15 protein-coding genes and 1 pseudogene are annotated in these 14,876 nt (G+C 58.4%); 3 read left to right on the top strand and 13 right to left on the bottom strand.

Features of this window, described 5'->3' with window-relative positions:
* Window positions 1-30 precede the first annotated feature (30 nt).
* A complete protein-coding gene (locus DHN60_RS19395) occupies window positions 31-1,242 on the bottom strand; it encodes a UbiH/UbiF family hydroxylase (protein ID WP_108838974.1) in 1,212 nt (403 codons plus the stop codon).
* 64 nt (window positions 1,243-1,306) lie between these two features.
* Window positions 1,307-1,954 carry a pyrimidine 5'-nucleotidase gene (locus DHN60_RS19390; RefSeq protein WP_108838973.1) on the bottom strand — a complete coding sequence of 216 codons (648 nt, stop codon included), beginning with the start codon at window positions 1,952-1,954 and terminating at the stop codon, window positions 1,307-1,309.
* A gap of 103 nt (window positions 1,955-2,057) precedes the next feature.
* Between DHN60_RS19390 and DHN60_RS19385 the strand changes: the two genes are divergently transcribed.
* Window positions 2,058-2,711 carry a GntR family transcriptional regulator gene (locus DHN60_RS19385; RefSeq protein WP_108838972.1) on the top strand — a complete coding sequence of 218 codons (654 nt, stop codon included), beginning with the start codon at window positions 2,058-2,060 and terminating at the stop codon, window positions 2,709-2,711.
* Here DHN60_RS19385 and DHN60_RS19380 read toward each other — a convergent pair.
* Both DHN60_RS19380 and carA read right to left on the bottom strand, forming a co-directional pair.
* Window positions 2,708-4,594, bottom strand: a complete 1,887-nt coding sequence (locus DHN60_RS19380; RefSeq protein WP_108838971.1) for a glycosyltransferase — start codon at window positions 4,592-4,594, stop codon at window positions 2,708-2,710. The genes DHN60_RS19385 and DHN60_RS19380 overlap by 4 nt on opposite strands.
* Before the next feature lie 90 nt (window positions 4,595-4,684).
* Entirely contained in the window at window positions 4,685-5,842 is a 1,158-nt protein-coding gene (gene carA / locus DHN60_RS19375) for a glutamine-hydrolyzing carbamoyl-phosphate synthase small subunit (RefSeq protein ID WP_108838970.1), read from the bottom strand.
* Between the two features lie 213 nt (window positions 5,843-6,055).
* On the opposite strand from carA, the gene DHN60_RS19370 reads away from it, so the two are divergent.
* Window positions 6,056-6,517 (top strand): GatB/YqeY domain-containing protein, encoded by a 462-nt coding sequence (locus tag DHN60_RS19370; protein ID WP_108838969.1) that lies wholly within the window; start codon window positions 6,056-6,058, stop codon window positions 6,515-6,517.
* 75 nt (window positions 6,518-6,592) lie between these two features.
* On the opposite strand, the gene DHN60_RS19365 is transcribed toward DHN60_RS19370, so the two are convergent.
* From DHN60_RS19365 to DHN60_RS19350, 4 genes are all read right to left on the bottom strand, one after another.
* On the bottom strand, window positions 6,593-7,720 hold the full coding sequence (locus tag DHN60_RS19365; RefSeq protein WP_108838968.1) for an aminotransferase class V-fold PLP-dependent enzyme: 1,128 nt from the start codon (window positions 7,718-7,720) through the stop codon (window positions 6,593-6,595).
* A gap of 84 nt (window positions 7,721-7,804) precedes the next feature.
* On the bottom strand, window positions 7,805-8,611 hold the full coding sequence (locus tag DHN60_RS19360) for a zinc-dependent peptidase (protein ID WP_108838967.1): 807 nt from the start codon (window positions 8,609-8,611) through the stop codon (window positions 7,805-7,807).
* 41 nt (window positions 8,612-8,652) lie between these two features.
* On the bottom strand, window positions 8,653-9,129 hold the full coding sequence (locus tag DHN60_RS19355) for an Lrp/AsnC family transcriptional regulator (protein WP_108838966.1): 477 nt from the start codon (window positions 9,127-9,129) through the stop codon (window positions 8,653-8,655).
* A complete protein-coding gene (locus DHN60_RS19350; RefSeq protein ID WP_108838965.1) occupies window positions 9,126-9,581 on the bottom strand; it encodes an Lrp/AsnC family transcriptional regulator in 456 nt (151 codons plus the stop codon). Before DHN60_RS19350 ends, DHN60_RS19355 begins: the two co-directional genes overlap by 4 nt.
* Before the next feature lie 134 nt (window positions 9,582-9,715).
* On the opposite strand from DHN60_RS19350, the gene ilvC reads away from it, so the two are divergent.
* Window positions 9,716-10,738, top strand: coding sequence for a ketol-acid reductoisomerase (gene ilvC, locus DHN60_RS19345; protein WP_108838964.1), 1,023 nt, complete (start codon window positions 9,716-9,718; stop codon window positions 10,736-10,738).
* A gap of 385 nt (window positions 10,739-11,123) precedes the next feature.
* Here the strand turns inward: ilvC and DHN60_RS19340 are convergent, their stop codons facing one another.
* The 5 genes and pseudogenes from DHN60_RS19340 to DHN60_RS19315 all read right to left on the bottom strand — a co-directional run.
* Window positions 11,124-11,480 carry an SPW repeat protein gene (locus DHN60_RS19340; protein ID WP_108838963.1) on the bottom strand — a complete coding sequence of 119 codons (357 nt, stop codon included), beginning with the start codon at window positions 11,478-11,480 and terminating at the stop codon, window positions 11,124-11,126.
* 23 nt (window positions 11,481-11,503) lie between these two features.
* Complete coding sequence (locus tag DHN60_RS19335; protein WP_234423716.1) at window positions 11,504-11,752, bottom strand: hypothetical protein; 249 nt, start codon at window positions 11,750-11,752, stop codon at window positions 11,504-11,506.
* Window positions 11,753-12,389: 637 nt separating this feature from the next.
* Window positions 12,390-14,018 (bottom strand): annotated as a pseudogene (gene groL / locus DHN60_RS19330) (chaperonin GroEL).
* Window positions 14,019-14,062: 44 nt separating this feature from the next.
* Window positions 14,063-14,350 carry a co-chaperone GroES gene (locus tag DHN60_RS19325; protein ID WP_108838961.1) on the bottom strand — a complete coding sequence of 96 codons (288 nt, stop codon included), beginning with the start codon at window positions 14,348-14,350 and terminating at the stop codon, window positions 14,063-14,065.
* Between the two features lie 315 nt (window positions 14,351-14,665).
* The coding region (locus DHN60_RS19315) for an integrase core domain-containing protein (protein WP_159089299.1) at window positions 14,666-14,876 on the bottom strand (211 nt) is incomplete at its 5' end.

Here is a 14,876-nt window from a genome sequence, read left to right as displayed (position 1 = left end):
GCACAGCGTAGGGCCGCAAACGCCCTCTGCCTAACCTGCGCTGCGTGTTCCAAGACCCAGTTGCATTAGCGTTTTGCGCACAGGCGCCACTTCGTGCAGGGTTTTCAGCCCAAAGGCACGTGCATCGCGGGCCATTGTAGAAGACGCTTGGCTGGCGCGGTTCAAAAGGTCGATCCCCGTCACACGCATCCGAATGTCGCCCATGCGTGCCCGGTGATAGGCGTCAAGCATCGCCGCATCCCCAAGGCCTTCAGGGCGCTTCTGTGCGAGGTCCAGCAGGGTCGCGGTGTCCGCAAGGCTCATGTTCAGGCCCTGCGCGCCGATCGGGGGCACCACATGTGCGGCCTCCGCGATCAGAGCAAGCCGGGCCGCGCTCAGCCGTTCGGCATATTGGCTGATGATGGGCCAAATCGTGCGCCGCGACGCCAGCGTAAGAGGGCCAAGCATATGACAACTGCGCGCTGTCATCTCTGCTTCGAAATCGGCGACATCCGCTTGCATCCGCGCCATGCTGGCCGCCCCATCGTCCATCCAGACAACGGCAGAAGACGGCATTCCATCATGATCAGGCAAAGGAACAAGGGTGAACGGCCCGCCGGTCTGGTGCACTTCGGTCGACACATTCTGGTGCGGAATCGGGTGCGTTACGGCAAAGGCCAGCGCCTTTTGCCCATAGCGACGGGTGGTCACGCCGATGCCGGCCACGGTGCGCATGGGCGACGCGCGCCCGTCTGCCGCGATTACGAGCCGTGCGCTGATACGGCTGCCGTCAGAGAGCCCCACACGCGCCTCGGCAGTGCGACCCAAAAGACTGCGTGTGCCAACGCCGGGGCGGAAATCCACGCGGTCCATCGCCTCAAGCCGCGCGACCATTTCCCGGCGCAATCGCCAGTTGGGCAGGTTCCAGCCAAAGGGCAGATCGGACACATCGCTGGCGCGGAAGGCTCTGATTTCGCGTGCTGATCCGTCAGTGCCGCCCGCGTCCACGATCTGCATCACGTCAAGCGCGGTGGCATGGGGGGCAAGGGCCTCCCAAAGACCAGCTTGCTCCAAAAGGTCGCGGGCAGGTTGCAGCATGGCCGTTGTGCGCATGTCTGACCCTGTCGCCTCACGCTCGGTCACGGGCGGGGTGGGATCGACACAGATGACATCAAAGCCCGCAGCGCCAAAGGCCGCCGCTGCGGTCAGGCCAGCAATGCCGCCGCCGGAAATCAGAATATCACAAGGGGTGATGTCGCGCATGATGTGCCTTTCGTTACACCAGGACATATGCCTTTGCGCCGCCGGGCCAAGGCGGCATCCTGTCCTACCCGGTCAACCGAGTTAAAAAGTGGCTCAGATCGTCTGTGTGGTGGTGGATATGGGGTTCTTCCACCGGGTCGGGGGCCACATGGACCGTTTTCATCCCCATCGCGTGGGGGGCTGCAAGGTTGCGCGGCTCATCCTCAAACATCGCACCCACGGCCGGGTCCAGCCCGTCGCGGGTGAACACCTCTTCAAAGGCACTGTGTTCGGGTTTGGGCCGGTAGCCCGCATGTTCCACGCCATAGATCGCATCAAAAAGACCCGAAAGCCCCCGCGCTGCCAGCACCTGCTCGGCATAAGGCGCCGAGCCGTTGGTGTAGACAATCCGCCGCCCGGGCAGCGCACGGATGCGGGCGTGCAGATCCGCATCGGGTTGCAAAGCATCAAACGAAATGTCGTGCACGTCCACCAGATATGGATCGGGATCAAGGTCATGTTCGCGCATCAGGCCCGCCAGTGTGGTGCCGTGCTCGCGCCAATAGTGGACGCGCAGCCGATCTGCCTCGGCCTTGTCCACGCCAAGCGCCTCCATCACATAGGCCGTCATCCGAACCTCGATCTGATCAAAGAGGCGGACAGAAGGGTGATAAAGCGTGTTGTCGAGGTCAAAGACCCAGGCACGCACATGGGCGAATTCAGCAGTTGGCATAGGCGCAGGCTTAGAGCGGGGTGCGATTAACTGCAAGAGGGTTGCGCGGGTCACGCCCGGCACCCTAGGGTGCGCTATATCAACGACTTAAGAGCCTTGCCCCATGCCCTCTGCGCGCTCCAACAACACCGATGCCTATTCCCTGATCCTTGAGGCGATCGACATCGGCACCTATCGCCCCGGCGACCGGTTGGTGGAAAGCGAGTTGGCCGAACGCTTTGGCGTGTCCCGCACCCCGGTGCGCGAGGCATTGCAACGCCTTGAAACCCAGTCGCTGCTGGCGCGCGATGGGCGCAGCCTGATAGTGGCCTCTCTTGATCACAACCAGATGTCCGAGCTTTACGTTGTACGCAGCCAGTTGGAAGGGTTGGCCGCGTCCCTCGCGGCGCGCCATGCCACGGATGAAGAGGTCCGCATTCTGCGCGAAATGGTCGAAGCGGACAATGAATTGATTGGCGACCCGGCCGCGCTGTCACGCGCCAACCGGCGTTTTCACAAACAAATCCATCTGGCATCGCACAACCGCTATCTGGTGCAACAGCTTGATCTGGTGCACCGCACTATGGCGCTGATGGCCACAACGTCACTGGCAGCGGTGGGGCGTACCCGGATTGCGCAAGACGAACACGACAAGATCGTCAGAGCCATCGAAGCTAAGGACGAGGCAGGCGCAGGTGAGGCGCTGCGCGAACATATCTCTGTGGCGTTCATGACCCGTCTCAAGCAGGATGCGGACGCACGTCAGGACGAAGGCTAAGGTGCGTCGCTGTCCGCCTTGCCATGCCCATGCTGGGTTTTGTCCCAGTAGAACGGCTTGACCACCAATTCATAAAGCGCCTTGTAACTCGCCAGTGCCCCAAGCGGAAAATAGAACACAAGCGTGGGCACCCAGACCAGCAAATGGCGATGCCGACGGCCTGAAACCGCAAGCATACCAATAACGATATTAAGCACCTCGGTGCCGAAGAAGAACACCGCCACTGGCCAGACGACTACGGGGCCCAGCGTTTCGACCACCGGGTGGGGCAAGCCAAACACAGGCAGCGAAAAACTCCAAAGCACAGGCAAGGCCGCAAATTGTATGACGGTGGCCAGAAACATCGCCTGAATGCCCATAAATCGCCAAAACCCCAGATCCCGCATCAGGGCGCGTGGTGAACGCATGTGCACGAAATAGGTGATCAGATATCCCTTGATCCAGCGCGAACGTTGTTTGACCCACGGCCACGCACGGCAGTTTGCCTCTTCATAGGTCGCGGTCGGGATCAGTTCGGTGGTAAAGCCATGTCGCACAAGGCGGATCCCAAGATCGGCGTCTTCGGTCACGTTGTGGGCGTCCCAGCCCCCAATGTCTTCAAGAATGCTGCGGCGGAAAAACACTGTGGTCCCCCCAAGCGGCAAAACGAGGCCAAGGCGGGAAACACCGGGCAACACCAGACGCCACCAGCTTGCATATTCAATCGTAAAACAGCGCGACAGCCAGTTCTGGCGCGGGTTGTAGTAATCAAGAATGCCTTGCAGGCAGGCCACCTTTGGCCCGGCCTTGGCAAATTGCGCAACGACCTTTTCTAGCTGGTCGGGTTCGGGCGCGTCTTCGGCGTCCCACACCCCAATGATATCGCCCCTGCAAAAGTCGAGCGCATAGTTCATCGCGCGTGGTTTGGTGGTAAGCGTGCCATCATCGGGCACCTCGATCACCCGCATCCAACTGGGCAGATCCGTGCGCTCTAGCGTGGCGCGCGTGACCTCATCCTTGGCTTCCAGCACCAACACAACCTCCAGCAAAGCCTTGGGGTAAGTGAGTTTGGACAGGCGCTGGATCAGGGCTTCGGCGATCCGCTCTTCGTTGAACAGCGGCACCATAACAGAGATTTTGGGGGCCCGGCCTCTCGGGACCAGCACCAATGGTTCGACTCGGGCGGGCAGTTGATGGGTCATGCGTGCGCCAAGGGCAAAGGCCTTGAGCGTTGTTGTCATCACCAGCGTCAGCACCGCACATGCAATCAGGCCAGTCAAGGCCCATGCCGGGTAAAGGGCAATCAACCCAAAAACGACGCCCGCAACCAGAACAGCCTGCGCCCTCCCCATCGCCGCACCCAGTGACCATGTCCGAAAACTGAACGCCGCAGGCAACTTGGTCACAGCGCGCCGCGCAAGGCGCGCGCCATGAAGCGCACTGGTTTGGGCGATGATCTGATCCTGATCCGCAATCACCGGCAACATCGACGGGGCGGTGCGCGGCAGCGCGGCGGCCAACGCCTCCATCTGATCCGGCCGCGTGGTTGCAACCATCAACGTGTTGTCAATCCAGCGCCACGGCACGACGCCAAAGCGTTGGCACAAATGTGCGGGCAATGCCTTTGACATGACCGGATCGGGCGGATCGATATCCATATCCACGCGGTCGGCATCATATTGAACGGCCAGCGCCGACAGAACATCGTCACGCGCCACATGCCCTTCGGCCACCAAAATCTCACCCAAGGGGGAATCGATGCGCCGGTGCATGGCCAGCGCCTGCAACACGGCTGTCTGGCTGATCAGCCCGGCATTGACCAACTGTCGCCCCACCGGCAAGCCGGGGCGGTCGCGCCGCGCAACGGGGCGCGGCGCGGACAAACGCAGCAAAGGATCACTCATTCTCGGGGCCTGAACCTATGGGTCAAGCCACAGTGCGCCCGCATGGTTAATGGGACGTTAAAATTTCTATTTAGGGTGAACGGTTTTGAGTCAGGTGCGCTGTGCGTCCATAGCCGCAGCAAAGCGTTCGAACAGATAATAGCTGTCCTGAGGGCCCGGGCTGGCTTCGGGGTGGTATTGCACCGAATAGACCGGCCTGCCCTTGACCCGAATACCACAGTTCGAACCGTCAAAGAGCGATGTATGCGTCTCCTCCACGCCCTCAGGCAAGGTTTGCGCATCTACAGCAAAGCCGTGGTTCATCGAGGTGATTTCAACCTTGCCGGTCTCAAGGTCTTTCACCGGGTGGTTGGCACCGTGATGGCCATGGTTCATCTTGATCGTCTTGGCCCCAAGGGCCAGCGCAAGCATCTGATGGCCAAGGCAAATGCCAAAGACAGGAAGATCGCGGGTCAGCACGTCCTTGATCATCGGCACAGCGTATGCGCCGGTGGCGGCCGGATCGCCGGGGCCATTAGACAGAAACACGCCGTCAGGGTTATGGGCCATAACCTCATCAGCGGTCGCCGTCGCAGGCAACACGGTCACATCACAGCCCGCAGAAGCAAGGCAGCGCAGGATGTTGCGTTTGGCGCCATAGTCGATGGCGACGACTTTGTATTTTGGATCGTTCTGGGGCGTATAACCCTCGGGCCAGGCCCAACGCATCTGGTTCCAATGATAGGACTGTGCGCAGGTCACATCCTTGGCCAGATCCATGCCTTCAAGCCCGGCAAAGTCGCGCGCAGCGGCGACAAGGGCATCAGTGTCGAAATTCCCGTTGGGGTCATAGGCCAACGCCACATGCGGCGCACCTGCCTGCCGGATGGCGCGGGTCAGCCGCCGTGTGTCGACGCCGCCAATCGCGATGCGTCCCCGAGCAGCCAGCCACGAAGACAATTCTTCGGTCGCGCGCCAATTCGACGATTGCGTTGGCATCCACTTCACAACCATTCCACTGGCCACGGGATCGCCGGTTTCGTCATCTTCGGGGTTTACGCCGGTGTTGCCGATATGGGGAAACGTAAAGGTAACCACCTGACCGGCATAAGATGGGTCGGTCATGATTTCCTGATAGCCGGTCATCGCGGTGTTAAAGCACAACTCGGCCACGACCTGCCCCGTCGCCCCGAAACCGGCGCCGTAAAACAGCGTTCCATCGGCCAGCGCGAGGCAGGCGGTTGGCGCGGGCGGAGCGGTGATGTTCATGGGCAAACCTTTGGCAACAAGGGGGGGTGCACGCCCTATGGGCAGCAAATTGCGCGGAAACTAATGGTACCAGTGGGCCGGGTCAAGCAGGATCAGTATTTTACAGATATGAGCAATATCAATAGGTTAGAAAGAATTGCATGCCTTGCCACACAATCTGACATGGCCTATGAATGTGCGCTTATCACGAGGCCATGGGGATGGACGTCGAATATGGATTTGCGCACGAAGATTTCGGCTGCGATGAAACAGGCTATGAAAGAGAAAGATGCGGTGCGTTTGTCGACGCTGCGTCTGATCAATGCAGCCATCAAAGACAAGGACATCGACGCCCGCGCCGCGGGCCAGGACGACGGAGTGGGCGAAGCCGAAGTGCTGTCCATTCTGGGCAAAATGTCCAAGCAACGGGTCGAAAGCGCGCGCACCTACGAAGAAGGTGGGCGTCTTGATCTGGCCGAACGTGAGTTGGGCGAGATTTCGGTGATCGAAGAATTTCTGCCGCAACAGCTGGACGAAGCGGCCTCCGCCAAGGCCGTTGATGCCGCCATCGCCGAAGTGGGCGCGGACAACATTCGCGACATGGGCAAGGTCATGGGCGTGCTAAAGGCCAAATATACGGGCCAAATGGACTTTGGCTCCGTTGGGCCGATGGTCAAGGACCGTTTGTGCGGCTGACCTGAGGCGGGCAAGGCACACCTCAGGGTGTCATCCTTGCTCTGCCCCTCAAGGCGGACGCGTGGGCGCCCGCCTTTACAGCACCTGATCGACAACACGTCCCAACCGGGCCACCGTCGCATCCACATCATAAAGCTTGTCGAGACCGAACAGGCCAATCCGAAAAGTCCGGAAATCCGCAGGCTCATCGCATTGCAGCGGCACACCGGCGGCGATTTGCATCCCTTCAGCCGCAAACCGTTTGCCGGTCTGGATATCAGGGTCGCTGGTATAGCTGACGACAACGCCCGGTGCCCCAAAACCATCAGCAGCAACCGACGTAATGCCCTTGTCAGCCATCATCGCGCGCACCGCATTGCCCAGCGCCAATTGCGCATCCTTCAGCTTGTCAAACCCATAGGTCTGCGTCTCTTTCATGGTGTCACGGAAATCGCGCAGCGCATCCGTGGGCATGGTCGCGTGATAGGCATGGCCCCCATTCTCATAGGCCTGCATGATCTGGTGCCACTTCTTGAGGTCGATGGCGAAACTGTCTGATGTGGTCTCTTCCATCCGGGCCACTGCCCGCTCGGACAGCATAACCAAACCGGCACAAGGCGAGGCTGACCACCCCTTTTGTGGGGCGGAAATCAGCACATCCACACCTAGCTTTCGCATATCAACCCAGGCACAGCCCGATGCGATGCAATCCAGCACCATCAGCGCGCCGACATCGTGGGCCGCCGCCGCCATCGCTGCAACGTAGTCGTCCGGCAGGATCACACCCGCGCTTGTTTCTACATGCGGGGCAAACACAACGTCGGGTTTCTGGGTCCGGATGGCCTCGACCACCTCGTCAATCGGGCAAGGGGCAAAGGGCGACGGGCTTGCATTGCCAGTCTGGCGCGCCTTCATCACCGTGGTAGAGGCGGTCAGCCCGCCCAGTTCAAAAATCTGGGACCAACGATAGGAGAACCACCCGTTGCGCACGACCAAAACGTCCGATCCGCGTCCAAACTGACGGGCCACAGCCTCCATTCCAAAGGTGCCGCCACCGGGCACAATGACCACAGCGTCAGCGGAATACACATCCTTCAACATGGACGAGATGTCGTTCATCACCCCCTGAAAGGCCACGCTCATGTGGTTCAGCGAGCGATCCGTGAAAACCACCGAGAATTCTTCCAGACCGGTCGGGTCTACGGTATCCAAAAGTGCAGCCATGTCATGTTTCTCCCATCATTAACTTGATGAATTACCGGAGCGTTGCACCAAAGGCAAAGTCTACCTTGGTATTCAATTGGATGCTCAGCCCCATGTCACCGGATCAAGTCGCAACAGTTTGGAAATCTGTTCGTACACCTTGGGTTCCGCACGCTTCAGCACGGCAGGCCGTTCGTAAAAGAGCTCAATGACGACGGCAAAGTACTCCTGGTGATTGGTAGCGCCGTAAGCGTCAACAGCCGTTCTGCGACCATTCTCTACATCATCTACATGGCGGTTGAAGGCGTCCACGAACACGGCCTCCCATGTTGCAAAGGCCTGCCCCGGCTCAAGTACCGGGATGCCGTTCGTGCGCCCGGACATATCGTCGAGTTGATGGGCAAACTCGTGCAAAACCACATTGTGCCCGCTGCGATCCTGTTCTGCCCCGATTTGTGCGTCTCTCCATGACAGGATCACTGGCCCCCTGCTCCAGCTTTCGCCGGTCCGCACCACTTCGGCCTCGCTCACGACATATCCGTCTCGGCGCACCTGCTTGGATTTGAAGGCCGCCGGGTACATCAACACGGTGGTCAGCTTGTCGTACCAGCGATCCGTATTCACCACGAGCAGGCAGGCCTGCGCGGCAACGGACAGTTCCATGTCTTCGGTAACCTCCAGCCCGTTGCAGCCCTGAAATTCCACTTGGTCGAGGAACAGATTGACCTTGCCCTCGAACGCTGCGCGAAACTTGACAGGCATGCGGCGCAGCAAAGGCACGGCATCAAACAGGATGTCCCACTCCCGGTCGGTCAAAGGCGCACTCAGCAGCGCACGCCTATGGCGCACGCGACGGACGTAAAGTGCGCCGATCACACCCAAAACAACGATGATAAGCAAAAGGACGAGCATGGTGTGATCCTACTACAGGCCTGAGCCGGGAAAAGGCAATGTCAGCCAACGCCGGGCGCGCCAACCCCCAGTGGCCCCGGGCGCCGCTCTTCGCTGAGCAGTACATTGGCTTCGACCTCGCCCGCACCGGGCAAAGTCATTATGCGACGGCGCAAAACTCGCTCAAAGTCGGGCAGGTCGCGGGCCACAACGCGCAGGCGATAGTCATAAAGTCCCAGCACATGCTCAACCGTCTGCACCTCGGGAATGGCGCTGACGGCGCGCTCAAAATCATCCAGACTAACGCGGCCCTTGGTGGCCAGTTTCACCCCCAGAAACACAGTCACACCAAACCCGAGGCCCGCCGCATCCAGCACCAGCCGCTGCCCCCCAAAAACACCCGCCTCGCGCAACCGCTTGATCCGGCGCCACGCGGCAGGTTGCGACAGTCCACAAGCGCGCCCAATGGCCCCCGCACCCTGCCCTGCATCCTGCGCCAACATCCGCAGGATCGCGAAATCTGTGTAATCCAACGTCATAACGGCAGCGCCAGATCGCTCTTGATGCGGGCCACATGCATCAGCGCCTCGATATCCGCGATATGGGGCAAGACCAGAATGCGACTGCGATAAAGATGCTGGTAATGGGCCATGTCCCGCGCGATGACCGACAGGCGCACGTCAACCCGACCCAAAAACGTTTGGATCTCGATCACTTCGGGCACCTCGCGGGCACCGGCAATAAATTCGTCAAAGGCCGCACCTTGGGTCTTGTCCAACGTCACGCGCAAAGACACCTCAACCGCGTATCCAAGTGCCGCCCAGTCAATGATGCCAACGACCCCCTTGACCACCCCGGCCTCGCGCAACTTGGCCTGACGACGGGCAAGCTGGCCCACACTGACCCGCGCCCGCTCCGCCAGATCAGCAGGGGCAAGGGTCGGGTCGGCCTGCCATTGGCGCACTATGCGGCGGTCTACATCATCTAACATGATTTCACCGCATAGTGGCTTTCTTACGCATGATCTACCCCACTTGACACCAAAATAACTCAAAAACCAACGCTGTCCAACCGACAGAACATCCGTATAACCCAGCCCAGACATCAACCCCGGAGGGACAAGACATGCGCGTATATTATGACCGCGATTGCGACATCAACCTGATCAAAGACATGAAAGTGGCCATTCTCGGCTACGGCTCCCAAGGCCACGCCCACGCGCTGAACCTGCGCGACAGTGGCGCCAAGAACGTCGTCGTTGCCCTGCGCGAAGGCTCGCCATCCATCGCCAAAGCCGAAGGCGAAGGCCTGAAAACAATGGGCATCGCCGAAGCCGCCGCTTGGGCCGACCTGATCATGTTCACAATGCCCGACGAACTGCAGGCCGAAACCTACAAGAAATATGTGCACGACAACATCCGTGAAGGCGCTGCAATCGCATTCGCCCACGGCCTGAACGTGCACTTTGGCCTGATCGAACCCAAAGCAGGCATCGACGTCGTCATGATGGCCCCCAAAGGCCCCGGCCACACCGTGCGCGGTGAATACGTCAAAGGCGGCGGCGTGCCCTGCCTTGTCGCGATCGACAACGACGCGTCCGGCCGCGCGCTGGAAATCGGCCTGTCCTACTGCTCCGCCATCGGTGGCGGCCGCTCAGGCATCATCGAAACCAACTTCCGCGAAGAATGCGAAACAGACCTCTTCGGCGAACAGGCCGTTCTGTGTGGCGGTCTGGTCGAACTGATCCGCATGGGCTTTGAAACGCTGGTCGAGGCGGGTTACGCCCCCGAGATGGCCTATTTCGAATGCCTGCACGAAGTGAAGCTGATCGTGGACCTGATCTATGAGGGCGGCATTGCCAACATGAACTACTCGATCTCCAATACGGCTGAGTACGGCGAATACGTCTCCGGCCCGCGCGTGCTGCCGTACGACGAGACAAAGGCACGGATGAAGGACATCCTGACCGACATCCAAACCGGCAAATTCGTGCGTGACTTCATGACCGAAAACGCAGTTGGCCAGCCGTTCTTCAAAGGGACACGCCGGATCAACGACGAACACCAGATCGAAGCCACAGGCGAAACCCTGCGCGGCATGATGCCTTGGATTTCGGCAGGCAAAATGGTCGACAAAGCCAAGAACTAAGGCACGGCTGCGACGCCAAACGCAACGGAGGATGGGCAACCCTGCCCATCCTTACACCATCGCTGGCAAGGCTGGGTTTCAGCGGATTGAAGGCATAGGTACGGTGTCCGCTGTGCGGACGAAGGGTGAATTCGCTGCGTTTGCGCAAGAGGCTTCTTTCGTGCGCTTTCCGGACCTTCACTTTGGAGTGCACACGAGTTGCACACCTCCAGTGGTTACGACCTTGGTCCAGTGAGACAGTCTGTCCATTCCTCCATAAGTCGCGAAGCGTTCGACTCGCGGTCAATGGCCAATAGCCATCTCCGGAAGAGATGCAGGGTGAGTAGTATTGGCAAGGACAACGATTAGAAGTGTGGGGCGTTTGCCGCCCCACACAGTGTCTTCACTATGCGTGGTGTTTCGGCATTTTTTGAAACACCACATAAAGGCCCGCCAGAACCAAAGCCGTTCCGACCACGCCGGCATTCCAGGCGGTCATAGGTTCGGTGAATCCGAACAACCAAGGAGCCGCTACCAAAACCAAACCGTAGGAAACTCCCAGATAGGTCTGGATCAGGTAATGTTTACTGTGGCCGTAGCCCGCTACGGTCAATGCCAAAAGCCCCGAGAGAATGAGCAGTCCTGCATCTCCAACGAGGGCATTGCTAAGAGCCGATTGGCCGCCGAGAAGCATGAATGGCGACAACATCAGCCAGAGCCCCGAGGCGGTGAAGGTCCATCTGAAAGCTTCACGATTCTGCATAGCGCGCACTCCAATCCTTGGTTTCAGGCATCGGTTTCAGGATCCGCGAGATTGCCAAGCTCGACGGCGATAGCCATTTCCTCGTCGTCGACAAGGCCATCGCCGTTTGTATCGATGTCCATGAACATTGAATCGGTGAGGAAAGGGTACACAAGCTGAAGTTCAGCGAAGGATGCCATGCCGTCGCCGTCGGTATCAGTGTCGGCGGACATTGCATTGGCAGAGAATGCGACGGATGTCACAAGGGCAGCTACGAGAGTTGCATTTTTCACGTTTTTCCAATCAATTTAGGGCAATCCATCATGGATTGCGGTTCAGGTCCCGGCATATTGCATTCTGCATTTGCGCAAACTGGCCCGTTTTTTCACGCGGCCGTTATTAATTACGCAAGGGCCTTCCTGGCCGCGTCGAGTTCGTATTTCGTCTTGATGTCGTCATTCGCTTTGTGCGCGGCGCTCAGCAGCGTTGTAATGTCTCTAGGCCTGCGTTCTTTTTTCACCGAAGGGTGCGCCTCCACAGCTGGCTTTAACGGACTTCATCTTTTCCAAGATGGTATTGGTGTTGAGTTTCATTGTGGTGTCCTTTCCTAGGCACTTCGAGAAAGAGCGGCACGCGAAAGAAGAATTTCTTTTTTAGGGAACTGCCACTTGCGCGCCGCTTAAATACTCGAAAACACACTTCCTACTGAATTTTCAGCAGGCATTCTCTAGCTAGCTTACATTCCAGTTTTCGACGCTTACACAGATCAGCTTGGAGCAACTTAACGTCAGAAAGCGGAGCCTTCAGACATGGTCTACTCAGGGGGCAGAGCGACCAAAGAAGCAAGGTCGCTGGTGCGAGCCGTCTTCAGAAATATGCTGCTCGCGGCTCATAAAGATTGGTTCCAATGCCGCGAGCAAAAGTTCGCTTCTAAATCATGCCTTCCATACCCTCCATGTCGGGTATGCCGTGGCGGTTTGGCTTGACGGGTTTATCCGCCACCATCGCTTCGGTGGTAACGAGCAGGCCCGCAACCGATGCCGCGTATTCCAGCGCGATCCGAACGACCTTGGTCGGATCAATGACACCGGCCTTCAACATATCGCCGTACTGGTCCAACTGCGCATCATAACCGAACGTCTTGCTGGTGTTCTCAAGTACTTTTCCAGCCACGACCGAGCCATCGACACCGGCGTTTTCAGCGATCTGGCGCAACGGGGCCTGAAGGGCTTTCCGGATGATCTTGATACCCGCATCCTTATCCGCGTTGTCACCTTTTAGACCTTCCAGAACCTTGCCCGCATGGACAAGTGCAACGCCACCGCCTGGTACGACGCCCTCTTGGACGGCTGCACGAGTTGCGTTCAAGGCGTCATCAACCCGGTCCTTACGCTCTTTCACTTCGATCTCGGTCGCGCCACCAACTTTGATTACCGCAACACCGCCCGCCAGTTTGGCGAGCCGTTCCTACAGCTTTTCCTTGTCATAGTCAGAGGTGGTCTCTTCAATCTGTGCACGGATTTGGGTGACACGCGAAGCGATAGCTTCTTTGTCGCCAGCACCGTCGATCACAGTTGTAGTGTCCTTGGTGATTGTGATCTTTTTGGCATCGCCAAGCATGTCCATTGTGACGTTTTCGAGCTTGATGCCCAGTTCTTCGGAAATCACTTGTCCGCCCGTCAGTACGGCAAGATCTTCCAGCATCGCTTTGCGGCGATCCCCAAATCCGGGCGCTTTGACAGCGGCGACTTTCAGGCCACCGCGCAGTTTGTTCACGACAAGCGTCGCAAGTGCTTCACCGTCAATGTCCTCTGCCATCACCAAAAGCTGCTTGTTTGACTGCATCACAGCCTCAAGCAAGGGCACCATGGGTGCCAGAGATGTCAGTTTCTTCTCGTGCAGGAGGATGACGCAGTCTTCCAGGGTCGCCGTCATTTTAGCGGTATCTGTGATGAAATACGGGCTGAGATAGCCGCGATCAAATTGCATGCCTTCGACCACTTCGGTCTCGGTCTCCAGCCCTTTGTTCTCTTCGACGGTGATTACGCCTTCGTTGCCGACCTTGGCCATCGCGTCCGCGATTTGCTGACCGATAGCAGCCTCACCGTTCGCGGAGATTGTGCCGACTTTGGCGATCTCGGCCGTATCGCCCACTGGCCGCGACATTGCCTTGACCTCGGCAACAACGGCGGTGACCGCTTTGTCGATACCGCGTTTGAGGTCCATCGGGTTCATGCCAGCGGCGACCGACTTCATGCCTTCCTTGACGGTGGCCTGAGCGAGAACCGTGGCGGTTGTTGTGCCGTCGCCTGCCTCGTCATTGGTGCGTGATGCAACATCCTTGACGAGCTGTGCGCCCATGTTCTCGAACGCATCCGAGAGTTCGATTTCCTTGGCGACTGTAACACCGTCCTTGGTAATGCGTGGCGCGCCATAGGATTTGTCGAGGACCACGTTGCGGCCCTTGGGGCCAAGCGTGACCTTGACTGCGTTGGCGAGCGTATTAATGAGCATGCGGTCACGGGAGTCCGTGCCGAATTTGACGTCTTTTGCAGACATGTCGGTATTCCTAAATGAAAGATGTGTGAAAGGGGACGCGTCGTTCAGGCCATAATGCCTAAGATGTCGCTCTCCTTCATGATCATCAGCTCTTCGCTATCAATCTTAATTTCAGTGCCCGACCATTTGCCGAACAAAATTTTGTCGCCAGCTTTGACGTCCATTGCGATACGTTCGCCTGCGTCGTCTTTTGCACCGGCACCGACGGATACGACTTCGCCTTCCTGCGGTTTTTCTTTTGCATTGTCAGGGATGATCAGGCCGCCCGAGGTCTTTTCGTCGCCTTCAATACGGCGGACCAAGACACGGTCATGTAGGGGTGTAAACATCATGGAAATGCTCCTTTTCGGGATTTCCGGGTAGGGGTGGCATGCATAGGGACACATTGGCACTCGCCACACCTGAGTGCCAATGTATCAAAAGTGGCTATCCCGACGGAACTCTACAATAGGGGTCAGAGACCGTGTAAGCCCCGGATGCGATGTCCGGGGATCAAGTTTCACCAGGACTGAGGCTTTCCAGGCTGCGGGATCCTGTTGATCCGGGGGTGAAACCAATTCCGTTTCGATCTCGTACTCTCCCGCCGGAAGCGTCTCGTTGACGCCTGGAACGGTGATCAGCCCCACCTGAGTGGTCCAGTTTGAATGTTAGTGCATGATTGGCGTGGTTTCCATCGGGATGATGGTTTCCAGTGCCGGTGGGCGATAGCCCAGTGCACTGTGGGGTCGTTTGGTGTTGTAGTGTTTTCTCCATTTTTCGATGATGATTTGGGCTTCGCGTAGCGAGTAAAAGACCTCGCCGTTGAGCAGCTCCTCGCGGAGACGGGCATTGAAGCTTTCGCAGTATCCGTTCTCCCAA

Source organism: Tateyamaria sp. Alg231-49, from assembly GCF_900143535.1.
In the GTDB taxonomy this organism is placed as follows: domain Bacteria; phylum Pseudomonadota; class Alphaproteobacteria; order Rhodobacterales; family Rhodobacteraceae; genus Tateyamaria.
This window is presented reverse-complemented; position numbering and strand designations above follow the sequence as displayed.